The sequence below is a fragment of the Burkholderia sp. Bp9090 genome, assembly GCF_003857985.1.
Taxonomy (GTDB): domain Bacteria; phylum Pseudomonadota; class Gammaproteobacteria; order Burkholderiales; family Burkholderiaceae; genus Burkholderia.
In genome coordinates this window covers 70,303-91,987 of the sequence record NZ_QTPV01000008.1, presented here as the reverse complement: position 1 = coordinate 91,987, position 21,685 = coordinate 70,303, and the positions used below count along the sequence as shown (strand labels likewise).

Genomic DNA, 21,685 nt, shown 5'->3' with positions numbered 1-21,685 from the left:
CGCTATCAGCCGGGAAAAGTGGTCAGCGCAGCGCGTCGGCGACGACGGGCGGCAGCGTCCGGCGACGGCCGGCCGCGACTTCGTACGCATGGCCGAACTGGAGCACGCCCCAGTCGTCGCGGTAGCGGCCGACGATCTGCATGCCGATCGGCAAGCCGGTCGCGGAGAAACCGCACGGCACGGACAGGATCGGCGCCTCGGTCGACGACAGCAGCCAGCACACGCGCATCCAGTCGATGTAGGTCGTGTTCGCGATACCGCGCACATCGGCGGGCACGCGCAGCGCGGCGTCGAACGGCATCACCTGCGTCGTCGGCAGCAGGTAGAACGCATAGCGCTGCATGAACGCACGCATCCGGTCGAACAGCCGTGTCTTGCGCACGAACATGCGGCCGAGATCCGCGGCCGAGAGCGACCGATGCAGCCGGTATTCGTCGAGGAGTTCGGGCTTCAGCGCGGCACGCTGCCGTTCGTCGAAGCCGTCGACCAGCGTGCCGATCATCCAGGCACGCTCGATGCGGAATACTTCTTCGGCATCCGAAAGATCGGGATCGTCGAATTCGACTTCGCAGCCGAGCGACGCAAACACGCGCGCCTGCGCATCGACGGCGCGCCGGATCTCCGGATCGATCGGCACGCCGGGCAAGCCGCGCGACATCGCGATGCGCGTGCCGCGGAAATCGCGTTCGAGCGGCTGCGCGAAGCGCGCGCCCGGCTCCGCGATTTCAGTCGCGGTTTCGCCGCTCGGCCCGGCGATCGCGGACAGCAGCAGCGCGGTGTCGGCGACGTCGCGCGCCATCGGCCCGTCGACGCCGAGCGTCGCCCAGCCGTTCAGGTCCGGCGCGCGCGGCACGCGGCCCGGCGACGGCCGCAGCCCGACCACGCTGTTCCACGCGGCCGGGTTGCGCAGCGAGCCGCCCATGTCGCTGCCGCACGCGAGCGGATTCATCCCGCAGGCGAGCGCCGCGGCAGCGCCGCCGCTGCTGCCGCCCGCGGAACGCGTCAGGTCCCACGGGTTGCGGGTCGCGCCGAACACCGCGTTGAACGTATGCGAGCCGGCGCCGAATTCCGGCGTGTTCGACTTGCCGATCATCAGCGCGCCGGCACTCGCGCAGCGGCGCACGATCAGCGCGTCGTGCCGCGGCACGTGATCGGCGAACAGCGGCGAGCCGAAGGTCGTGCGCACGCCGCGCGTCGCGGTCAGGTCCTTCTGCGACACCGGCAGCCCGTGCAGCGGCCCCAACCATTCGCCGCGCGCCCAGCGTGCGTCGATCTCGCGTGCGCGGGCACGCAGCGCATCGGGATCGACGACAGTGACGAGCGCGTTCACGCGCGGGTTGACCGTCGCGATGCGCGCGAGATGCGCATCGAGCAGGTCGCACGCGCTGATCTGCCGCGCCTTCAGCAGATCGAGCATGGTGCGTGCGGGCAGGTCGCACAGGTCGCCGGCGGCGACGTCGGCCGGCGACGACGAAAACGAAACGGTGGTGGTCATGGGGCGAATGGAAGAAAAGGAAGATCGGTCAGTCATCCTGATCGCTTCGATCGGACGCAAACGCGAGCGCGACGAGCGACAGCACGCCGCAGACGATCACGTACCACGCCGGCGCGGCCGGATTGCCGGTTGCCCCGATCAGCCAGGTGACGATGAACTGCGCGAAGCCGCCGAAGATCGACACGCCGCCCGCATACGCGATCGACAGCGCGGTCGCCCGCGTGCTCTTCGGAAACAGCTCCGCGAGGATCACGCCGTTCGCGCCGGCATTGATCGAGTGCAGCGCGGCGAGCAGCATCACGACCGCGTACATCGTCGCGATCGACGGCACCGCGCGGATCAGCCAGAAGCCCGGCAGGATCAGCACGGTCAGCGCGACACGCGTCCACAGTGCGACGCGCTTGCTGCCGGTGCGGTCCGACAGCCGTCCGCCGATCGGCGCGGCGACGAACATCACCGCACCGGACAGGATTCCGCACCACAGCGCGGTATCCATCGGCAGGTGCAGCACGCGGATCGCGTACGTCGACATGTAATAGAGGACGATGAAGTGCGCCGCGGTGCCGCCGACCACGAGGCCGAGCGCGGTCAGCACGGCGCCGCCGTCGCGCCGCAGCACGGTGCCGAGTACCGCGGACGAGCGCCGCGCGGCCGCGGCCGGCGCGTGCTGCTCGATCGCATTGAAGCGCGCGCGCAGATACAGGCCGACCGGCGCGATCAGCACACCGGCGAGGAACGGCACGCGCCAGCCCCACGATTCGAGCGCGGCGGGGGCGAGGAAATGCGACAGCAGGAAGCCGACGAACGAGCCGGCCAGCGCCGCGGCGCCCTGGCTCGCGAACTGCCAGCTCGTGTAGTAGCCGCGCTCGCCGGGCGGCGCGCGTTCGGCGAGCAGCGACGTCGACACGCCGACCTCGCCGCCGGCCGAAAAGCCCTGCAGCAGCCTGGCGAGCACGACCAGCACGGGCGCCGCGATGCCGATCTGCGCATAGGTCGGCAGAATGCCGATCATCCCGGTGCCGAGCGCCATCGTGACGAGCGTGAGGTTCATCGCCGGCACGCGGCCGAAGCGGTCGGCCACGAGCCCGATCACGACGCCGCCGACCGGCCGCGCGATGAAGCCGACGCCGAACGTCGCGACCGACATCAGCAATTGCTGCTGCGCGGACGCGGCCGGAAAGAACAGTTTGCCGAGCAGCACCGCGAAAAAGCTGAACACGGTGAGATCGAAGAATTCGAGGCCGTTGCCGATCGTGATCGCGACGATCAGCTGGCGATTGGACGGGGATGCGGCAACGTCGCCGACATGCCCGCCGAACATGCTGTCCGCTCGGGGCGCCTTCATGTAGATGAGTCTCCGTACTGGTTATGCGGGTCTGGTGCGCGGCCCGTTCGACGGCCTGCGCATGCAGTCTAGGCATTCAAAATACGCAGCCCGGAGCGACATTTTCCGATCGTGATAACGCCCGGTTATCGCGTGCTTTTCGCGCGCCGCCGCGGTGTAGGATGCGAAGGTCGCCACTGCCGCCGCGCCCTGCCACGCCGTGAAACACCACCAGCTCCGGGCGCTTGCCGCCATCGCCGAACACGGCAGCCTGCGCGCCGCCGCGCGCGCGATCCACCTGTCGCAGCCCGCGCTCACGAAGGCGATCCGCGAACTCGAGCAGGACCTCGGCGTGCCGCTCGTCACGCGCAACGCGCGCGGCGCGCAGCTCACGCGCTTCGGGCAGGCCGTCTATGCGCGTGCGCGCCTGATCCTCGCGGAGATGCAGCACGCGCGCGACGACGTGATCCAGCTTTCAGGCGGCAAGGAAGGCGCGCTCGCGTGCGCGCTGACGCCGCTGATGTCGCTCGGTTTCCTGCCGGCCGCGCTCGACGCGTTTCGGCAGCGGATGCCGACGATCCGCCTCGACGTGCGCGAAGGCTTTCTCGACACGGCGCTGCCGCGCCTGCGCGACGGCTCGCTCGACTTCGTGATCGCGATCGTCGATGCGACGCGGCTGTCACCCGAATTCACGTTCCGGCCGCTGCTCGAATCGGAGCTGATCCTGATGACGCGCGCGAGCAATCCGCTGCGCCACTGCACGTCGCTCGCGCAGCTGCAGGATGCGCAGTGGGTGCTGAACACGTCGCCGGAAAGCATCGGCCGGCTGCTGCAGAACGTGTTCGTCGCGCACGGCTACCGGGCGCCGCAGCCGATCGTCGAATGCACCTCGTTCAGCGCGGCGTTCTCGCTGTCGGTGCACACCGACACCGTGTCGTGCGTGCCGAAGCATTTCATGGAAGTCGACTGGATCCGGGAGCGGATGGTCACGATCAACGTGAAGGAGACGATTCCGACCGTGTCGGCCGGCGTGCTGACGCGCCGCGACGCGCTCAACACGGTCGCGTGCGACTACCTGATCCACTGCTTCGTCGAGGCCGTGCGGCGGCACGATCCCGCGAAGCTTCTGTGGCGATAGCGACGCCGGTCATCTGTACCTCGCCCAGATCCGGCACGTAATCGAGGAAATCGACCGCGTCGAGGAAACGATCGCGTCGATGCACCACGAGCCCAACAACATCGGGCTGATCCGCAACTGGGCGCTCGCCGGCATGGGCATCGCGGTGCTGCCGGACTTCCTCGCCGCACCGGATCTCGCCGCCGGCCGGCTGCGCGAACTGCTCGCCGACTATCGGCTCGAGGAACTCGAGATGAACGTCGTATACCCGAGCCGGCGCCATTTTCCTCGCAACGCGCGGCTTTTCATCGATCACCTGATCGATCATTTCGTCAGGTGAATGAAAGGCTGTAATCACGCGCCATTTTTACCAACGCCGGCGTCGCCGTACGACCAGCGCCTCGGTTATTCGATGCTTCCCGCATTCCAGCAGCAGCTGCTCGCGCGCGGTTTCGTCATCGGCAAGCAGGTGCGCGATTCGGGCGTGCGACCAGCTGATCCACTGCTTCGTCGAGGCCGTGCGGCGGCACGATCCCGCGAAGCTGCCATGGCGACAGCGGCCTGCTCAGACGAACAGCGCGACGCATAGCGCGGCGCCGCACAGATACGTGCCGAGCGCGCCGATGAAACGCAGGGGATTCGGCCTCGCCATGGTCGGCCATGCGAGCAATCCGATCACGAGCAGGCAGCGGCACACGGTTGCCGCGACGATCAACGAGACGATCGCGCGCGATGGGTCGTGTGCGCCGAAATAGAGAAACAGCACCGCGAGAAACGGTGCGTATTCGGCCGTGTTGCCATGCGCGCGCACGATCTTGTGCAATCCGTCGGTCGGATCGGACGCACACCCGGAATTGGTGGTACGCCGGAAGCGCGTGACGGACACGACCAGGCCGAGCCCGAACAGCATCAACCCCAGGATCGCCGTGCAAACGAGCGCGACGGGATGAATCGACATGGCACCCCCGGCGAAAACGGACATGCGCCGCATATCCGGCGATCGTACCTGCGGCCCGTGCATCCGGCTATCTCGGAAACGCGTAGCTTCGTCGCGCATCGCGCCATGACTTCGGCAATACGATCGGACCCGATTTGTCGCGATTTCGCAATGCACAAGGCCGGTGCATAAAACGATCGGCGCGATCGGCACGGCCACCCTCGTCGCCGTTGACACACGCGGGCACGCGAGCGGAACGCGCAAACGTTACGTCACGGCGACACGCGCCACCCTACCACCGGCCGGTTCCCGCATGTCACAGGCATGCGCGTTGCGCCGACGCATCTCGGTAGTGAACCACCCTTGGCAGCCCGCTGCGGAGGACTACACTAATCCTTAATGGGGTGCGGCCGGAGCCTGCGCCTTCAGGGAGACGCCGCCATGAATCGGCCGCTGAATCGCATCCTGCCGCGCGTGACCGGGAGTGCATCGGTCTGGACGTGGATCAAGTGGTCCTTGCTCGCCGCGCTGGTGATCGCGGTGGCGATCATCGCCCGGCTCGTGATGACCGAGTTCGAGACGTCGCGCCTGCAGGCGCGCTACCTGTCCGAGCTCACCCGCGACATCGGCTATACCGTCGAGGCGGGCGCGAGCGATCACATCCGCTTCCCCGTCAACGGGCCGTACGACCAGCGCCTCGGCTATTCGCTGCTTCCCGCGTTCCAGCAACATCTGCTCGCGCGCGGCTTCGTCATCGGCAAGCAGGCGCGCGATTCGGAACGGATGCTGTCGCTCGCCGATCGCGGCCTGTTCCTGCCTTACGAAGAGAAAGACCAGGCCGGGCTGATGCTGTTCGACTCGACCGGCTCGCCGCTGTTCGCGACCGTGTTCCCGCAACGCGTGTACGCCGACTTCGACACGGTGCCGCGCGTCGTCGCCGATTCGCTGCTGTTCATCGAGGATCGCTACCTGCTCGACGCGAACCAGCCGAACCGCAACCCGGCGATCGACTGGGGCCGCTTCGGCCGCGCGCTCGCCGACCAGGCGCTGCACGTCGTCAACCGTCATCAGGCACGCCCAGGTGGCAGCACGCTCGCGACGCAAATCGAGAAGTTCCGCCATTCGCCGGACGGCCGCACCGCGACGCCGCCGGAGAAGCTGCGGCAGATCGCGTCCGCGTCGATCCTCGCCTACATGAACGGCCCGCAGACGATGCTCGCGCGCCGCGCGATCGTCGTGCGCTACCTGAACTCGGTACCGCTCGCCGCGCGGCCGCACGTGGGAGAAATCACCGGCATCGGCGACGGTCTCGCCGCGTGGTACGGCCGCGACTTCAACGACGTGAACCGCATCCTGTCCGCGCCGACGACCGGCGACAACGTCGACGAACAGGGCAAGACGTTCCGCGAAGTGCTGTCGCTGATCATCGCGCAGCGCGCGCCGTCGTACTTCCTGAATCGCGGCTATCCGGCGCTGCAGAAGCTGACCGACAGCTACCTGCGGCTCCTGTCGAACGGCGGCGTGATCTCGCCCGCGCTGCGCGATGCGGCGCTTGCCGCGCAGATCGAACGCAGCGCGCCGCCGGCCGCCGCGCACGTGCAGTCGTTCGTGTCGCGCAAGGCCGTGTCGTCCGCGCGCGCGTCGCTGCTGTCGGCACTCGGGATCAGCGACCTGTACCAGCTCGACCAGCTCGACCTGGAAGCCACCAGCACGCTCGACAACGGCGTGCAGCAGGCGGTCGCCGAACGGCTCGCGAAGGCGTCGACCCGCGACGGCGCGCAGGCCGCCGGCCTGTACGGCTTCGAGATGCTCGCGCCGAAGGACGACCCGTCGCACCTCACGTACAGCTTCACGCTGTACGAGCATCGCAACGGCGCGAACATGCTGCGCGTGCAGACCGACAGCGTGAACCAGCCGTTCGACGTGAACCGCGGCGGCCGCATCAACCTCGGCTCGACCGCGAAGCTGCGCACGCTGATCACCTACCTGCAGATCGTCTCCGACCTGCATGCGCGCTACGGCAACCTGTCGAACGCGCAACTCGCGAAAGTGAAGCCCGACCCGCTCGACGGGCTGTCGCACTGGGCGCTCGACTACCTGTCGCATACGCGCGACCGCTCGCTGCAGGCGATGCTCGACGCGTCGGTCGAACGCAAGTACTCGGCGAGCCCCGACGTGTTCTACACGGGCGGCGGCGCGCAGGTGTTCTCGAACTTCGAGAAATCGGACAACGGCCGCATCCTGACGCTGCATACGGCGTTCGAGCACTCCGTCAACCTCGTGTTCGTGCGGCTGATGCGCGACATCGTCCATTACGAGATGCTGCAGGCGGCCGGCCCGTCGTCGTCGTGGCTCGACGATCCGGCGCAGCGCAAGCATTACCTCGAGCAGTTCGTCGACGGCGAAAGCCAGGTCTACGTGAAGCGCTACTACACGCGCTATGCGGGCAAGGCGCCCGACGATGCGCTCGCGCTGCTGCTGCAGACCGTGCGCAAGTCGCCGCCGAAGATCGCGACGGTGCTGCGCAGCGTCGCGCCGAACGAATCGCTCGCGTGGTTCGATGCGCAGATGCGCGCGCAGCTGAAAGGCACGCCGGCCGCGACGCTGTCGGACGACGATCTCGCCGCGCTCTACGCGAAATACGCGATCGACCGCTTCAACCTCAACGATCGCGGCTATATCGCGAGCGTCCACCCACTCGCGCTGTGGACGCTCAACTACCTGCGCGCCCACCCGAACGCGTCGCTCGCCGAGGTCCGGCGCGACAGCCGCGATGCGCGCTTCTACACGTACTCGTGGCTGTACAAGACGCGCTACCACGCGACCCAGGACCGGCGCATCCGCCGCATGGTCGAGCTGCGCGCGTATGCGGAAATCACGAAGGCGTGGCGCGCGCTCGGCTACCCGTTCGAGGAAGTCACGCCGTCCTACGCGGCCGCGATCGGCGCATCGGGCGACCAGCCCGACGCGCTCGCGAAACTGATCGGCCTGATCGCGACCGGCGGCCGAAAGGCGCCGACCGAGACGATCACGCGCCTCGACTTCGCGAAGGGCACGCCGTACGAAACGCGCTTCGTGCGCGCGGCCGCGCAGCCGCAGCCGATGCTGTCGCCGGAGATCGTCAACGTGGCGCGCACGCTGCTGCGCGACGTCGTGCTGAACGGCACGGCGCGGCGCCTGTCGGGCGGCTTCACGCTGCCCGACGGCAAGACGCTGCAGGTCTACGGCAAGACCGGGACGGGCGACCAGCGCTTCAATGTCTACGCGCGCGGCGCGCGGCTGATCGAGTCGCGCAAGGTCAATCGCAGCGGCACGTTCGTGTTCGTGCTCGGCGACCGCTTCTTCGGCGTGCTGACGGCGACCGCGCACGAGCCTTACGCGGCGCGCTACGACTTCACGAGCGCGATGGCCGTGCAGTTGCTGAAGTCGATGGCGCCGGCGCTCGCGCCGCTGATCGAACGCCCGGCCGCGGCCGGCACGCGCACGACGGGCCCCGCGCCGCAGGCGGAAACGCCGGCGCCGCAGGTCGAGCCGTCCTGACGGCGGCCCGCGCGCTCATGCAACGACGCGCCGCTCAGTGCGAGCGGCCGTCGTAGTGCGTGACGGGCAGCGCATCGAGATCGACATCCTCGAGGCATCGCACGTTGATCGCGGCCATCGCCGTGCCGTCCGGATGGGTCCCCTCGGCGAACGTGTGGATCCCGCAGCGCTTGCAGAAGCGATGGCGGATCACGTGCTTGTTGAACAGGTAGGTGGCGAGATTGTCGTCGGGCGTGAGGAGCGTCATGTGATCGCGCGGCACGAACCACATCAGCGCGCCCTTGCGCCGGCAGATCGAGCAGTTGCAGGCCATCACGCCCTGCAGGTCGCCTTCCGCCTCGAACTTCACGTCGCCGCAATGACAGCTTCCGTGATAAAGCATGGTCGTCTCCCGGGGCGGCCCGTGCGCGTCGGCGGTATCCGGGCGGACACCGTTGGCCAGGCCAGTCCAAACGCGTACAGTAGCGCTCGCATGCGCCGCACGCAACGTCCGGCGGCGCCCGTCCCGACCCTCTCCGACCAAGGAAAATCGTCATGCTCGAACTGCGCCCCGGCTGCGAATGCTGCGACAAGGACCTGCCGCCCGATTCGGCGGAGGCGCGCATCTGTACGTTCGAATGCACCTTCTGCGCGACCTGCGCCGACGACGTGCTGAAGGGCCGCTGCCCGAACTGCGGCGGCGACCTGGTCGCGCGTCCGCGGCGGCCGGCGAGCCTGCTCGCGAAGTACCCGCCATCGACGCAACGCATCGTCAAGCCGGGCGGCTGCGCGAACGCCTGACGGCGCCGCACCGCCCGTCCCTTTCCGTCACGCCATCTCGATCCGCGCGCGCGTCACCGCGAGCAGCGACGCCATCGCGCGGCGCGCGCCGTCCTCGTCGCGCACGCGGATCGCATCGCTGACGGCAACGTGCTCGGCGAGCGATGCGTTGTAGACGTGCGCCCGGCGCGCGTTCAGATGCAGCTGTGCCTCGAGCGTGCGATCGATCAGCGCGCCGAGCGGCACCAGCAGTTCGTTGCCACCGGCCTCCAGCACGCTCAGGTGAAAACGCAGGTCAGCACGCACCCACTCGTCGACGTTGCGCGCGGCGGCCATCGCGCGCGCCGCGCCATCGATCGCATCGAACGCTTCGGGCGTATGCGTGCGAGCAGCCAGCGCGGCTGCATGCGGCTCGATCATCTCGCGCATTTCCTGCAGCTTCAGCGCGAACGCGAGCGGCGGCGCGACGCGCGCGTACCAGTCGAGCAGGTCGGCGTCGAGCAGGTTCCATGCGCGGCGCGGCCGCACGCGCGTGCCGACCTTCGGCCGCGATTCGACCAGTCCCTTCGACGTCAGCGTGCGCAGCGCCTCGCGCAGCACCGTGCGGCTCACCCCGAACATCGCCATCAGGTCCGGCTCGCGCGGCAGCAGCGACTCGGGCGGATAGTCGCCCCGCAGGATCGCCGTCGCCAGCCGGAAGGCCGTCTGTCCATGCAGGTCGCGTTGAATGATCGTTCTCCGGTGATGGGCAACGCCGCGGCTGCCCACTATCTGCACAATAGTGCTATTAATACTATTTTTTAACGCGCTACGCTAGGATCGTCGTCACGTACTCGACCGGCGCCGCGTCCGCACGTCCGCGCCGGTCCACCCTGGAGACAAGCGACATGAAAATCACCCGCCTCGAAACCTTCGTCGTCCCGCCGCGCTGGCTGTTCCTCAAGATCGAGACCGACGAGGGCATCGTCGGCTGGGGCGAGCCGATCGTCGAGGGCCGCGCACACACGGTCGAGGCCGCGGTGCAGGAACTCGCCGACTACCTGGTCGGCCGCGACCCGCTGCTGATCGAGGATCACTGGCAGGTGATGTACCGCGCCGGCTTCTACCGCGGCGGCCCGATCACGATGAGCGCGATCGCGGGCGTCGACCAGGCGTTGTGGGACATCAAGGGCAAGCATCACGGCGTGCCCGTGCATGCACTGCTCGGCGGCCAGGTGCGCGAGCGCATCAAGGTGTATTCGTGGATCGGCGGCGACCGGCCGAGCGACGTCGCGAACAATGCGCGCGCAGTGGTCGAGCGCGGCTTCAAGGCGGTGAAGATGAACGGCTCCGAAGAGCTGCAGATCGTCGACACCTACGACAAGGTCGAGCAGGTGATCGCGAACGTCGCGGCGGTGCGCGACGCGGTCGGCCCGCACGTCGGGATCGGCGTCGACTTCCACGGCCGCGTGCACAAGCCGATGGCGAAGGTGCTCGCGAAGGAGCTCGATCCGTACAAGCTGATGTTCATCGAGGAGCCGGTGCTGTCGGAGAACGCCGAGGCGCTGCGCGACATCGTCAACCAGACCAACACGCCGATCGCGCTCGGCGAGCGGCTCTACTCGCGCTGGGACTTCAAGCACATCCTCGCGGGCGGCTACGTCGACATCATCCAGCCCGACGCGTCGCACGCGGGCGGCATCACCGAGTGCCGCAAGATCGCGACGCTCGCGGAAAGCTACGACGTCGCGCTCGCGCTGCACTGCCCGCTCGGCCCGATCGCGCTGGCCGCATGCCTGCAGCTCGACGCGGTCAGCTACAACGCGTTCATCCAGGAACAGAGCCTCGGCATCCACTACAACCAGGGCAACGACCTGCTCGACTACCTGCGCAACCCCGAGGTGTTCCGCTACGAGGACGGCTTCGTCGCGATCCCGCAGGGCCCGGGGCTCGGCATCGACGTCAACGAGGAGAAGGTGCGCGAGATGGCGAAGACGGGCCACCGCTGGCGCAACCCGGTGTGGCGCCACGCGGACGGCAGCGTCGCCGAGTGGTGATGCCGAGGTGAGATGAGACGCGTTGCGCGGCGGGCATGCCGCGCATCGGCTTCGAGACGGCCGCCCGGCAGGCGGCCGTTCTTGCATCCGCAGCACGCGGCGCGCGGGCACCCGGCCCTGCGCCGCGCCGAGCCGGCCGTCAGCCGAGCGCCGCGAACCCCGGCACGCAGGACGCCAGCACGGCGGCCGCGACGAACACGCCGATCATCGTCAGCGCCTCGAGATGCAGGATGTTGCGGAACGTGTGCGCATCCTCGGTCGACGCGGTACGGCGCAGGCGCGGCAGCGCGGAGAAGCGGTTCAACCCGCCGAGCACGAGCGCGAGCGCGACGAGCAACAGCTTGAGCAGCAGCACGCGCCCCCACGTGCTGCCGTCGAGCGGCGCGAGCGCGCCGCCGAGCCCGCGCAGTGCATTGAGCACGCCCGTGCCGAGCACGAAGACGACCGCGATCACCGACGTACGCGACAGGTGCTGGCCGATCCGGATCAGCGCGCCGCGCGCGACCGACGAGCCGAGCACCGGCAGCACCGCGAGCCCGCCCGCGAGCACGAGGCCGCCCCACACCGCGGTGGCGAGCAGGTGCAGCGTCTGCACGCCGACCGCCGCGGACAGCAGGCCGGTATCGGCCGCATGGCCGAGCGACGCCTTGCCGCCCGCGACCACGATCACCGCGAGCCACAGCACCGCGTGCGCGACCGGGCCGTCCGGCTTCGCGAGCGCGACGATCGCGAGCGCCACGGCGCCGGCGAACGCGACGCTCCACGCGAAGCCCGCGTGGGTCTGCGCGAGCATGACGGGAATCGCGGCGAACGCACCGCCGAGCCCCGCGCCGCTCATCGCCGCGGCTTCGTACACGAGCCAGCCGAGATCGGCGAGCACGAGCGCGAGCGCCGCCGCGACCAGCGAATGTTGCGCGCGCAGCCATGCGGGATGCGACGGCGCGACGACCGGCCGCGCGCCGTCCTTGCCGAGCCACGCCTTGAGCAGCGCCGAGCCGACCGCCATCGCGAACGTCGCGTCCATCAATGCCGCCAGCGCGACCTGCCCGATCCACAAGCTGTCTATCCTCATCGCGCGCATCCTCCCGGGAACGGCCGGCCGGCGGCGCGGCGGCAAGTGGAACGACAGCGGGAAGACGGCAACGGCACGGTAAGGAACGTCATCGATGAATCCGGAAACGGGAGAAATGACTGGATCTGCGGCGGAGGCGGCGCCGCGCGACCCGCGAGTGTACGGTCTTCGATGGTCAAAGCGCACGCCGGTTCACACGATGCGTGCAGATAGCGCGTCAAATTGTCGCAAGTCGTAAACAGGCAGGAACCGATGACCTTTTGCCAAATAGCCGTCATTACCCATCGATGATAGAATGCCGCGTCGCAGCAGCCCGGCTGTCCTGCCGTCCATGCGCCGAGCCGATCGTAGCCCGGACAGGTCCCCGACGAATAAACATGGAGTCTCGTGTGTCTTCAAGACGCCTCTTCCGTCCGTTGCTTGCCGTTCTCCTGATCGGTGGCGCGGGCCTTATGAGCGCTGCCCAAGCGCAGACCAAGCCCACGGAGCAAGCGCACGCCCAGCAGGCGCCGCTCAAGGCACCCGATACGATGGCCGAGCGTGTGCGCGGCTGTACCGCATGTCACGGCGTTCACGGCCAGGGCACGGACAACGACTATTTCCCGCGTCTTGCCGGCAAGCCGGCGGAGTACCTGTACAACCAGCTCGTCAACTTCCGTGATGGCCGGCGCAAGTACCCGCCGATGAACTATCTGCTGACCTACCTGAACGACGATTACCTGAAGGAAATCGCCGAGCACTTCTCGGCCGAACGTCCGCCGTACCCGACGCCGGCCAAGCCGACGCTGCCGGCTGCCACGCTCGCGCGCGGCAAGCAGCTCGTCACGCAAGGCGATCCGTCGCGCAAGCTGCCGGCCTGCGTGGCCTGCCACGGCGCAGGGCTGACCGGCATGCAGCCGGCGATCCCGGGCCTCGTCGGCCTGCACGCCGATTACCTGAGCGCACAGCTCGGCGCATGGCGCTCGGGCAACCGCCACGCGAAGGCACCGGATTGCATGCACGACATCGCCGCGAAGCTTTCCGACGAAGACGTGACGGCCGTGACCGCATGGCTCGCCGCGCAACCGGCGCCCGCCAACCCCGTGCCGGCACCGGCGCGTTCGATGAAGACTCCGCTCGCCTGCGGCAGCGAACCGCAATAAGGCAAGGGAGACAGACACAATGAAACGCAAGTCCCTGTTTGCACTCTCGGCTGTCGCGATCGTCGCGGCCGCCGCCCTCGTGCCGGTCCTGTGGCCGGGCAACGACACGCTGCACGGCGCTGCCGCCGTCGCGGCCACGCCGGCCGACCAGGCCGCGCTGATCAAGAAGGGCGAATACCTCGCGCGCGTCGGCGACTGTATCGCGTGCCACACCGTGCGCGGCGGCAAGTCGTTCGCGGGCGGCCTGCCGATGGCGACGCCGTTCGGCACGATGTACACGCCGAACATCACGCCGGACGACAAGGACGGCATCGGCAAGTGGACGTCGGACGACTTCTACCGCGCGATGCACACCGGCCGTTCGAAGGACGGCAGCCTGCTCTACCCGGGCTTCCCGTTCGCGAGCTACACGAAGGTCACGCGCGCCGACTCGGACGCGATCTACGCGTACCTGCGTTCGGTCCCGCCGGTCTCGGTGCCGAGCCGTCCGCACGAACTGAAGTTCCCGTTCAACAACCGCAACCTGCTGATCGGCTGGCGCACGCTGTTCTTCAAGGAAGGCGAGTACAAGCCGGATCCGACCAAGTCGGTCGAATGGAACCGCGGCGCGTACCTCGTCGAAGGCCTCGGCCACTGCTCGATGTGCCACACGTCGATCAACATGATGGGCGGCCCGGTGAACTCGGCAGCCTTCGCGGGCGGCCTGATCCCGCTGCAGAACTGGTATGCGCCGTCGCTGACGAACGACAAGGAACTCGGCCTCGGCGACTGGCACGTGCAGGAGCTGTCGGACCTGCTGCAGGCCGGCGTGTCGAACAAGGGTGCGGTGTTCGGCCCGATGGCCGACGTCGTGCACAACAGCCTGCAGTACATGAGCGACGAAGATACGCGCGCGATGTCGACGTACCTGAAGTCGATCCCGCAGAAGGCTGAAGCGCCGAAGAACATGCAGTACGAGCCGTCGAAGCAGTTCGGCAACACGCTGTTCGACCAGGGCAAGAAGATCTACGCGGACAACTGCGCGACCTGCCACGCCGAAACCGGCGCGGGCAAGCCGCCGGCGTATCCGCCGCTCGCGGGCAACCATTCGATCGTGATGGAATCGGCGGTCAACCCGATCCGCATGGTGCTGAATGGCGGCTATCCGCCGAGCACGTTCAAGAATCCGCGTCCGTACGGGATGCCGCCGTTCGCACAGTCGCTGTCGAACCAGGAAGTCGCGGCAGTCGTCACGTATATCCGGATGTCGTGGGGCAACAACGGTACGCCGATCTCGCCGCAACAGGTGAGCGACCTGCGTTCCGCGCCCCTTTGCTTTTTTGCGACGCCGTTCCCCGCGCTGGCCGCGCGAGGCGCCGCCGATCATAAAACTCAAGAGTGGTATCTATGTCTTTCGAATCTCTCGGCCTGGCCGAACCGCTTGTCAAGGCGGTCAACGAGCTCGGCTACACGTCGCCGACGCCCATCCAGCAGCAGGCGATCCCTGCCGTCCTCGGCGGCGGCGACCTGCTCGCCGGCGCACAGACCGGCACCGGCAAGACCGCCGGCTTCACGCTGCCGATCCTGCAGCGCCTGCATACGTTCTACGCCGAGCATCGCGGCGCGAAGCGCGCGGTGCGCGCGCTGATCCTCACGCCGACGCGCGAACTCGCCGCCCAGGTCGAGGAAAGCGTGCGCGCGTACAGCAAGTACCTGAAGCTGCGCTCGACCGTGATGTTCGGCGGCGTCAGCATCAATCCGCAGATCGATGCGCTCAAGCGCGGCGTCGACATCGTCGTCGCGACGCCGGGGCGTCTGCTCGATCACATGCAGCAGAAGACGATCGACCTGTCGGATCTCGACATCCTCGTGCTCGACGAAGCCGACCGGATGCTCGACATGGGCTTCATCCACGACATCAAGCGCGTGCTCGCGAAGCTGCCGCCGCAGCGCCAGAACCTGCTGTTCTCGGCGACCTTCTCCGACGAGATCAAGTCGCTCGCCGACAACCTGCTCGATTCGCCGGCGCTGATCGAAGTCGCGCGCCGCAACACCACCGCGGAAAGCGTCGCGCAGAAGATCCACCCGGTCGACCGCGATCGCAAGCGCGAGCTGCTCACGCACCTGATCCGCGAACACAACTGGTTCCAGGTGCTCGTGTTCACGCGCACCAAGCACGGCGCGAACCGGCTCGCCGAGCAGCTGACGAAGGACGGTATCAGCGCGATGGCGATCCACGGCAACAAGAGCCAGTCGGCCCGCACGCGCGCGCTCGCGGAATTCAAGAACAGCACGCTGCAGGTGCTGGTCGCGACCGACATCGCCGCGCGCGGGATCGACATCGACCAGTTGCCGCACGTCGTCAACTTCGACCTGCCGAACGTGCCGGAAGATTACGTGCACCGGATCGGCCGCACGGGCCGTGCAGGCGCGACCGGCGAAGCCGTGTCGCTCGTGTGTGTCGACGAGAAGCAGCTGCTGCGCGACATCGAGCGGCTGATCAAGCGCGAGATTCCGCAGGAAGTGATCGCGGGCTTCGAACCCGATCCGACCGCGAAGCCGGAGCCGATCCAGCAACGCCGCGGCCAGCAGCCGCGCGGCGGCAACGGCGGCGGCGGTGGCGGCGGTGGCGGCAATCGCCAGCCGCGTGCAGGCGGCTCGGGCCAGCCGGCCGCGAAGCGCGACGGCAATGCGCAGCCGAAGGCCGCGAAGGCGGCCAAGCCGCGCGCGGCCGGCGGTGCGAGCGGCAACGCCGGCGGTGGCGGCCGCCCGTCAGGCGGCAACGGCGCGCGTCCCGCGAACGGCAACGCCGCGCACGCGAACCGCAACCGTTCGTCGCGCAGCGGCCAGCGCGGTCACTGAAGCCGCGCGGCCGCGCGCCGCAGGTGCTCGACCTGGCGCTGCCAGCGCGCGAGCACCTCGGCGCGCGCCTCCCCTTCCAGCGCAAACGTGACGCCGGTCGCGAGACGCGCATAGCCGACCCGCTGCGCATCGCCGTGCGCGATCGTCGCAGCGAATCCGGCAAGGCCCCCGAAGTCCCCTTCGAGCGGCTCGATCCTCAGTTGTGCCTGAAAGAATGCGCCGTCCGCGACGAGCGTCAACGCGGCCGCGCGCCGTTGCGTCAGCGCACGCGCCGCGCGCGATTGCGGCCAGAGCGCGAGCAGCAGCGTATGCGCGTCGCGCGCGTGGATCTCGCCGACGCTGAGCAGCGTCGTGCGCAGCTGGCCGTCGTCGGTCGCGACGATCAGCGATGCGGCGAAGTCGGCATGGCGTTCGAGCGCGGTGCCGTCGAACAGCGCAACGACGGCCGGCGGCCACGCGTCGAACGTCCATTGTTCGAGCGCGTGGCGATGGGAATCGGTCATGATGGCGGCCCCGGTGAAAAGCAGATGATGATCGCGCAGCATACGCGCGCCGGACCGCGCGGTGACGATCAGCGCATGAACACGTGCCGCGTGATCTTCGTCAGCGGATAGTGGACGCTCGGCTGGATCTTCGCGGGCAGGTCGAGCGGCTTGAGCAGCATCTTCACGCACATGTCGGCCGACAGGTTGCGCCGCACGAGCGAGCTGATGCGCGCGGCACGCTCGCGGTTGTATTGACTGTCGCCGACGCGATCCGGGTAGCGGACTGCGAACACGTGGCGCAGCGCGATCTCGGAATCCTCGTTCTTGATTTCCATCACGCGGCGCATCAGCGCGCCGAGCACCGCGAGACGGCCGTTGCCTTCGAGCTTGTTGTACTTCTTGAAGAACTTGAAGAAGTGCTTGTAGTGACGCACTTCGTCCGAGCGGATGTTGTCGGTGATTTCCTTCAGCACCGGCTCGTCCGAGCATTCGTTGATCGCGCGATAGAGCGTGGCCGTGCCCGTCTCGACGACGCAGCGCGCGACCATCTCGAGCGCGCGGGTCTTCTCGAACGCGTCGACCGAGCAGGTCTTCGAATACTCGGCGAAGAAATTCGCGAACGCGGTGTCCCAGTCGAACTCCGGCCATACGTGCGCGATATACGCCTTCAGCGCGCGCCCGTGCTGCAGTTCCTCGTGCTCCCACGCATTGTTGAGCCACGCGGACACTTCCGGATCGTCGTTGAAGAACTCGCTCAGGTTGCTCGTGTAGAGATCCGAGCCGCTTTCGATGAACGACGACGCGCACAGCAACAGCAGCAGATCCTCGTTCGCGGCGGCGCGCTGACGATCGATCCGGTTCAGGTCGATGTCCTCGATACGCCACGGCATGACATGCGTCGTTTCAGTAGGCATGGTGATGCGCTCCCAGTCGTCGCGCGGCCGGCCGGCCCATCTCTTCGCACAGGCCCGGCGTGCCCGCAGGCGACGTTTTGCTTGCATTTATTAGTGGATTGGTCCGGCCGAACCATGCTGGCATCTTAGCCGGACTTTTATGTTCGTGCTTCAAAGCACTGACCATGCCCGTCGCGCGCAGTTCCGCCGCGCATGTTGCGGTTCGTTAGATGAGTTGTTCGAACCGGTTGCGCGCGTGCGACGGCATGCGCTGCATCCAGGCAAAACGGGCGGCCATCCGGCCGCCCGTCGGGCACAACGCTGGAAGCGTTCCGTCAGAAACCGGCCGCAAGACCATCGCGGCGGCTGTCGCTCGCGGCCACGTAGCCGCGGTCGGGATCGTCGCGATCGAGACGCCACACAAACTGCCCCGAACCGAAATCCATGTAAGGATCGTCGATCGACTTGATCGTATGGCCGCGCGCGGCGAGCCCGTCGACCGTCTCGCGCTTCATCGTCGACTCGACGTCGAGCGTGAAGTCGCGATTGACCTTCCAGCGCGGCGCGTCGCAGGCGGCCTGCGGCTGCTGCCCGTAGCCGAGCATGCGCACGACGGTCTGCAGGTGGCCCTGCGGCTGCATGTCGCCGCCCATCACGCCGAAGCTCATCACGGCCTCGCTGCGGCCGTCGACTTCCTCGGTGACGAACGCGGGGATGATCGTATGGAACGGCCGCTTGCCGCCCGCGACGACGTTCGGCGACGCCGGGTCCATCGAGAAGCCGTGCCCGCGGTTCTGCAGGGCAATGCCGGTACCGGGCACGACGAGCCCCGAACCGAAGCCCATGTAGTTCGACTGAATGAAGCTCACCATCATCCCGCGCTCGTCCGCCGCGGACAGGTAGATCGTGCCGCCCGACTGCGGGCGGCCGGCAGCGAAGTGCGTCGCGCGCGCGCGATCGATCAGCTTCGCGCGTTCCGCGAGATACACATCGTCGAGCATCTGCGCGGGCGTCACGTCCATCGCGCGCGGATCGGCGACGTAGCGATAGACGTCCGCGAACGCGAGCTTCATCGCCTCGATCTGCAGGTGCTGCGAGTCGACCGAATCGACCGGCCATTCGCTCAGGCCAGCCTGCTCGGCGATCCCGAGCGCGATCAGCGCGGCGATGCCCTGCCCGTTCGGCGGGATCTCGTGAATCGTATGACGGCCGAAGCGCTTGCCGATCGGCTCGACCCATTCCGGCCGGTACGCGCGCAGGTCGGCTTCGGTCAGCGCGCCGCCGCCTTCGCGCGCGAACGCCGCGAGCTGCGCGGCGAGCGCGCCTTCGTAGAACGCGCGCGGGCCGTCGTTCGCGAGCGTGCGCAGCGTCTGCGCGTGGCCCGGCAGGCACATGCGCTCGCCGACGTGCGGCGCGCGCCCGCGCGGCATGAAGGTGTCGGCGAAACCCGGCAGTCCCTGCAGTTCGGGCACCGCGGCCGCCCATTTGTGCGCGACGATCGGCGACACCGCATAGCCGCGCTCGGCGATCTCGATCGCCGGCTCGAGCAGATCCGCGAACGGCAGCGAGCCGAACTTCGCATGCAGCGCTTCCCAGCCCGCGATCACGCCCGGCACCGTGACGGTGTCCCAGCCGCGCGTCGGCTTGTTCGCGATGCCGTGCGCGTCCTCGCCGTGGCGCTTGCGGAAATAGTCGGGACTCCATGCGGCCGGCGCGACGCCCGACGCATTCAGCCCGGACAGCCGCCCGCCGTCCCACACGAGCGCGAACGCATCGCCGCCGAGCCCGCACGACACGGGCTCGACCACCGTGATCGCGGCCGCGGCGGCCAGCGCCGCATCGACGGCATTGCCACCCTTCCACAGCATCCGCAGCCCGGCCTGCGCGGCGAGCGGGTGCGACGTCGACACGACGTTGCGCGCGAATACCGGGATGCGGGTCGTCGGATACGGGTTGTGCCAGTTGAAGCCAGTCATCGGTTCCACCTCGTCGAAAGCTGAATGAACGCGCCGGACGCACGACCGGCATGCGCGGACAGTCCGCCATTGCAGCGCGATCCGCGCGATCGCACAAATTCATTTGTCACATGAATCCATGTACTTTCCGCATGAATTCCGGGCGGTGATGCGCCGCAGGCCGGTCGAACGCCCTTCCCGCCCTTACAATACCCGCTCCGCCTCACGATCCGACCGCCGAGCCATGACCCGAGATCCCCGCCTCACCCTCAACGCGCGCCAGCAGGAACTGCTCGAATGGGTGCAGCGCGACGGCTTCGTGACCGTCGACGATCTCGCCGCGCACTTCGCGGTCACGCCGCAGACGATCCGCCGCGACGTGAACTGGCTCGCCGACCTGAACCTGCTGCGCCGCTACCACGGCGGCGCGAGCCTGCCGACCAGCTCGGAGAACGTGTCGTACACCGCGCGCCAGCGGATGTTCCATGACGAGAAGCGGCGCATCGCGGCGCTCGCCGCGTCGCACATCCCCGACCAGGCGTCGCTGTTCATCAATCTCGGCACCACGACCGAGGAAGTTGCGCGCGCACTGAATCGTCATCACGGGCTGCACGTGATCACGAACAACCTGAACGTCGCGTCGATGATGAGCGGCTATCCCGACTGCGAGGTGCTGATCACGGGCGGCATCGTGCGGCCGTGGGACAAGGGCATCGTCGGCGAGCTCGCGATCGACTTCATCCGCCAGTTCAAGGTCGACTACGCGATCATCGGCACGTCGGCGATCGAAGCCGACGGCACGCTGCGCGACTTCGACACGCGCGAGGTGCGCGTGGCCGAGGCGATCATGCAGCATGCGCGCACGGTCTACCTCGTCGCCGATCATTCGAAGGTCGGCCGTCCGGCGCTGGTGCGCCAGGGCCACCTGAGCCAGGTTCATGCACTCTTCACCGACAAGCCACTGCCGCCGGAGATGGCCGACGCGGTGGCGAACGCGGGCACCCAGGTGTACGTCGCGGAATGACCCCGCGGAATGACCCGCGCGATGCTGCACCGCACCTGAAACTTCAAGTGAAATCAAGAAGTTGGCGCGCCCGCTGAACCGCTAGCGGTTTGCGTGCCTGTCAAACTGAAAATTAACGGGGCACGATTTGTCGTTGCCCGCGCGCTCGACTAGACTCCAGTTCCCCGGCCCGTTCGCGCGATCCGCCCGTGCCAAGGCGTGTGCGAATCCGAAGGCCGGCGAATACAGCTTTCCCCCCAAGCCATACCCCGCCGGGTATCGCGCAGCGGCGTTTGCGCCGGCTGCGCGGGCAAACCGATTGCCATGGAGAGAACGATGCTGAGTCCGCATGAATTCGCCACGCTACTGCTTGTGAAGGATGCCCCCGATCATGGGGACATGGATCGCGATGAACTCGACGCGCTGCTCGAACAGCAGCTCGTGCGGCTGGAAGGGCTGGGATCGGGACGCAAATACTGCGTGACCGAAACCGGCGACGCCGCGTTGCGATCCATCAAATGCCGCTATTCCTGAAGTCCCGCTGTTCCTGACTTGAGCGCGCCGGCCGGATTTCCGGCCGCGCCGCTTTTCCCGCGCTTTTCCCGCCTCCCGCAGCGCTCCGGCGTCAGCCGCCGCGCAGCGTCGGATCGACCGCGGCCCGCCAGCTGACGGCCTGCGCGCGCGCGCCGTTGAAATACGCGACCCATCCGGCGCGCCCCGCCGCGTCGGGCGCCGCATAGTGCGCCGAAAGTTCGTTTACGAACGCGCAATAGTTCGCCTGCGTCAGCCCGCGATACCGTTTCGCCACATACGCGTCGTACAGCGTCGAATAGACCGGCTGCGCGTCCGCGCCCCAGTCGCGCGCGGTGCCGCCGCACGACGTCTGCAGGTCGACGAACGACGGCGCCCGCCAGTTGCCGGCAAGCGGCGGCGTGCCGGCGCTGCATCCTGCCAGGACGACGGCGCACGCGCCGGCCCACATCCCAATACGCATGATTCACCTCGCGAAACGGTCGATTGCGCCAGTATCGTCCGGGATCGCGCCACGCGCTACTGGCCCCGCTTTTTCGAACTTTACTTTTTCGA

The 21,685-nt window shown here is 68.1% G+C and carries 18 protein-coding genes and 2 pseudogenes; 10 read left to right on the top strand and 10 right to left on the bottom strand.

The features are described 5' to 3' along the window. Window positions 1–22: 22 nt before the first annotated feature. Together DIE16_RS10405 and DIE16_RS10400 are read right to left on the bottom strand one after the other, a co-directional pair. The gene (locus DIE16_RS10405; protein ID WP_124892247.1) at window positions 23–1,495 is read right to left on the bottom strand and encodes an amidase; all 1,473 of its coding nucleotides are present in this window, start codon (window positions 1,493–1,495) and stop codon (window positions 23–25) included. 28 nt (window positions 1,496–1,523) lie between these two features. Further along, window positions 1,524–2,840, bottom strand: coding sequence for an MFS transporter (locus DIE16_RS10400; protein ID WP_124892246.1), 1,317 nt, complete (start codon window positions 2,838–2,840; stop codon window positions 1,524–1,526). Between the two features lie 199 nt (window positions 2,841–3,039). Between DIE16_RS10400 and DIE16_RS10395 the strand changes: the two genes are divergently transcribed. Both DIE16_RS10395 and DIE16_RS10390 read left to right on the top strand, forming a co-directional pair. Beyond that, complete coding sequence (locus DIE16_RS10395) at window positions 3,040–3,957, top strand: LysR substrate-binding domain-containing protein (protein WP_124486906.1); 918 nt, start codon at window positions 3,040–3,042, stop codon at window positions 3,955–3,957. After that, a pseudogene (locus tag DIE16_RS10390) lies at window positions 3,956–4,276 on the top strand (LysR substrate-binding domain-containing protein); the annotation flags it as partial. The gene DIE16_RS10395 and the pseudogene DIE16_RS10390, both read left to right, overlap by 2 nt. 225 nt (window positions 4,277–4,501) lie before the next feature. Here the strand turns inward: DIE16_RS10390 and DIE16_RS10385 are convergent. Beyond that, entirely contained in the window at window positions 4,502–4,894 is a 393-nt protein-coding gene (locus DIE16_RS10385; RefSeq protein WP_124521067.1) for an MAPEG family protein, read from the bottom strand. A gap of 420 nt (window positions 4,895–5,314) precedes the next feature. On the opposite strand from DIE16_RS10385, the gene DIE16_RS10380 reads away from it, so the two are divergent. Next, complete coding sequence (locus tag DIE16_RS10380) at window positions 5,315–8,413, top strand: transglycosylase domain-containing protein (RefSeq protein WP_124486904.1); 3,099 nt, start codon at window positions 5,315–5,317, stop codon at window positions 8,411–8,413. Between the two features lie 34 nt (window positions 8,414–8,447). Here DIE16_RS10380 and DIE16_RS10375 read toward each other — a convergent pair whose 3' ends face one another. Beyond that, window positions 8,448–8,795: a GFA family protein gene (locus DIE16_RS10375; RefSeq protein WP_124486903.1), complete on the bottom strand. Its 348-nt coding sequence runs from the start codon at window positions 8,793–8,795 to the stop codon at window positions 8,448–8,450. Window positions 8,796–8,947: 152 nt separating this feature from the next. Here DIE16_RS10375 and DIE16_RS10370 point away from each other — a divergent pair, with 152 nt between their 5' ends. Then, complete coding sequence (locus DIE16_RS10370; RefSeq protein ID WP_044844539.1) at window positions 8,948–9,193, top strand: DUF1272 domain-containing protein; 246 nt, start codon at window positions 8,948–8,950, stop codon at window positions 9,191–9,193. A 27-nt stretch (window positions 9,194–9,220) separates the two neighbouring features. On the opposite strand, the gene DIE16_RS10365 is transcribed toward DIE16_RS10370, so the two are convergent. After that, window positions 9,221–9,940 carry a FadR/GntR family transcriptional regulator gene (locus tag DIE16_RS10365; protein ID WP_260426203.1) on the bottom strand — a complete coding sequence of 240 codons (720 nt, stop codon included), beginning with the start codon at window positions 9,938–9,940 and terminating at the stop codon, window positions 9,221–9,223. 119 nt (window positions 9,941–10,059) lie between these two features. Between DIE16_RS10365 and dgoD the strand changes: the two genes are divergently transcribed. Next, entirely contained in the window at window positions 10,060–11,208 is a 1,149-nt protein-coding gene (dgoD, locus tag DIE16_RS10360) for a galactonate dehydratase (RefSeq protein ID WP_044844540.1), read from the top strand. Between the two features lie 139 nt (window positions 11,209–11,347). Here dgoD and DIE16_RS10355 read toward each other — a convergent pair whose 3' ends face one another. Beyond that, complete coding sequence (locus DIE16_RS10355; protein WP_124486900.1) at window positions 11,348–12,280, bottom strand: CopD family protein; 933 nt, start codon at window positions 12,278–12,280, stop codon at window positions 11,348–11,350. A 377-nt stretch (window positions 12,281–12,657) separates the two neighbouring features. Between DIE16_RS10355 and DIE16_RS10350 the strand changes: the two genes are divergently transcribed. The 3 genes and pseudogenes from DIE16_RS10350 to DIE16_RS10340 all read left to right on the top strand — a co-directional run bounded on the left by DIE16_RS10350 (window position 12,658) and on the right by DIE16_RS10340 (window position 16,263). Continuing rightward, window positions 12,658–13,422 carry a c-type cytochrome gene (locus DIE16_RS10350; RefSeq protein ID WP_044844542.1) on the top strand — a complete coding sequence of 255 codons (765 nt, stop codon included), beginning with the start codon at window positions 12,658–12,660 and terminating at the stop codon, window positions 13,420–13,422. Between the two features lie 19 nt (window positions 13,423–13,441). Beyond that, window positions 13,442–14,734, top strand: a pseudogene (locus DIE16_RS10345) (c-type cytochrome); the annotation flags it as partial. A 74-nt stretch (window positions 14,735–14,808) separates the two neighbouring features. Further along, window positions 14,809–16,263: a DEAD/DEAH box helicase gene (locus tag DIE16_RS10340; protein ID WP_124892245.1), complete on the top strand. Its 1,455-nt coding sequence runs from the start codon at window positions 14,809–14,811 to the stop codon at window positions 16,261–16,263. On the opposite strand, the gene DIE16_RS10335 is transcribed toward DIE16_RS10340, so the two are convergent. From DIE16_RS10335 to DIE16_RS10325, 3 genes are all read right to left on the bottom strand, one after another. Further along, the gene (locus DIE16_RS10335; RefSeq protein ID WP_044846780.1) at window positions 16,257–16,766 is read right to left on the bottom strand and encodes a hypothetical protein; all 510 of its coding nucleotides are present in this window, start codon (window positions 16,764–16,766) and stop codon (window positions 16,257–16,259) included. The genes DIE16_RS10340 and DIE16_RS10335 overlap by 7 nt on opposite strands. A gap of 68 nt (window positions 16,767–16,834) precedes the next feature. Continuing rightward, window positions 16,835–17,662 (bottom strand): ferritin-like domain-containing protein, encoded by an 828-nt coding sequence (locus tag DIE16_RS10330; RefSeq protein ID WP_044846781.1) that lies wholly within the window; start codon window positions 17,660–17,662, stop codon window positions 16,835–16,837. 314 nt (window positions 17,663–17,976) lie between these two features. Then, on the bottom strand, window positions 17,977–19,617 hold the full coding sequence (locus DIE16_RS10325; RefSeq protein WP_124892244.1) for a gamma-glutamyltransferase family protein: 1,641 nt from the start codon (window positions 19,615–19,617) through the stop codon (window positions 17,977–17,979). Between the two features lie 223 nt (window positions 19,618–19,840). On the opposite strand from DIE16_RS10325, the gene DIE16_RS10320 reads away from it, so the two are divergent. Together DIE16_RS10320 and DIE16_RS10315 are read left to right on the top strand one after the other, a co-directional pair. Further along, a complete protein-coding gene (locus DIE16_RS10320) occupies window positions 19,841–20,620 on the top strand; it encodes a DeoR/GlpR family DNA-binding transcription regulator (protein WP_044846783.1) in 780 nt (259 codons plus the stop codon). Between the two features lie 315 nt (window positions 20,621–20,935). Further along, window positions 20,936–21,133 (top strand): hypothetical protein, encoded by a 198-nt coding sequence (locus tag DIE16_RS10315; protein ID WP_044846784.1) that lies wholly within the window; start codon window positions 20,936–20,938, stop codon window positions 21,131–21,133. A 91-nt stretch (window positions 21,134–21,224) separates the two neighbouring features. Here the strand turns inward: DIE16_RS10315 and DIE16_RS10310 are convergent, their stop codons facing one another. Continuing rightward, on the bottom strand, window positions 21,225–21,593 hold the full coding sequence (locus DIE16_RS10310; RefSeq protein ID WP_044846785.1) for a hypothetical protein: 369 nt from the start codon (window positions 21,591–21,593) through the stop codon (window positions 21,225–21,227). Between the last annotated feature and the right edge of the window lie 92 nt (window positions 21,594–21,685).

Bases quoted from the DNA above. Each gene is read 5' to 3' on its own strand.
- DIE16_RS10320 (WP_044846783.1), top strand. From the start codon at position 19,841: ATGACCCGAGATCCCCGCCTCACCCTCAACGCGCGCCAGCAGGAACTG.
- DIE16_RS10335 (WP_044846780.1), bottom strand. From the start codon at position 16,766: ATGACCGATTCCCATCGCCACGCGCTCGAACAATGGACGTTCGACGCG.
- DIE16_RS10350 (WP_044844542.1), top strand. From the start codon at position 12,658: ATGGAGTCTCGTGTGTCTTCAAGACGCCTCTTCCGTCCGTTGCTTGCC.
- DIE16_RS10340 (WP_124892245.1), top strand. From the start codon at position 14,809: ATGTCTTTCGAATCTCTCGGCCTGGCCGAACCGCTTGTCAAGGCGGTC.
- DIE16_RS10315 (WP_044846784.1), top strand. From the start codon at position 20,936: ATGCTGAGTCCGCATGAATTCGCCACGCTACTGCTTGTGAAGGATGCC.
- DIE16_RS10380 (WP_124486904.1), top strand. From the start codon at position 5,315: ATGAATCGGCCGCTGAATCGCATCCTGCCGCGCGTGACCGGGAGTGCA.
- DIE16_RS10370 (WP_044844539.1), top strand. From the start codon at position 8,948: ATGCTCGAACTGCGCCCCGGCTGCGAATGCTGCGACAAGGACCTGCCG.
- dgoD (WP_044844540.1), top strand. From the start codon at position 10,060: ATGAAAATCACCCGCCTCGAAACCTTCGTCGTCCCGCCGCGCTGGCTG.
- DIE16_RS10385 (WP_124521067.1), bottom strand. From the start codon at position 4,894: ATGTCGATTCATCCCGTCGCGCTCGTTTGCACGGCGATCCTGGGGTTG.
- DIE16_RS10325 (WP_124892244.1), bottom strand. From the start codon at position 19,617: ATGACTGGCTTCAACTGGCACAACCCGTATCCGACGACCCGCATCCCG.
- DIE16_RS10330 (WP_044846781.1), bottom strand. From the start codon at position 17,662: ATGCCTACTGAAACGACGCATGTCATGCCGTGGCGTATCGAGGACATC.
- DIE16_RS10310 (WP_044846785.1), bottom strand. From the start codon at position 21,593: ATGCGTATTGGGATGTGGGCCGGCGCGTGCGCCGTCGTCCTGGCAGGA.
- DIE16_RS10405 (WP_124892247.1), bottom strand. From the start codon at position 1,495: ATGACCACCACCGTTTCGTTTTCGTCGTCGCCGGCCGACGTCGCCGCC.
- DIE16_RS10400 (WP_124892246.1), bottom strand. From the start codon at position 2,840: ATGAAGGCGCCCCGAGCGGACAGCATGTTCGGCGGGCATGTCGGCGAC.
- DIE16_RS10355 (WP_124486900.1), bottom strand. From the start codon at position 12,280: ATGAGGATAGACAGCTTGTGGATCGGGCAGGTCGCGCTGGCGGCATTG.
- DIE16_RS10375 (WP_124486903.1), bottom strand. From the start codon at position 8,795: ATGCTTTATCACGGAAGCTGTCATTGCGGCGACGTGAAGTTCGAGGCG.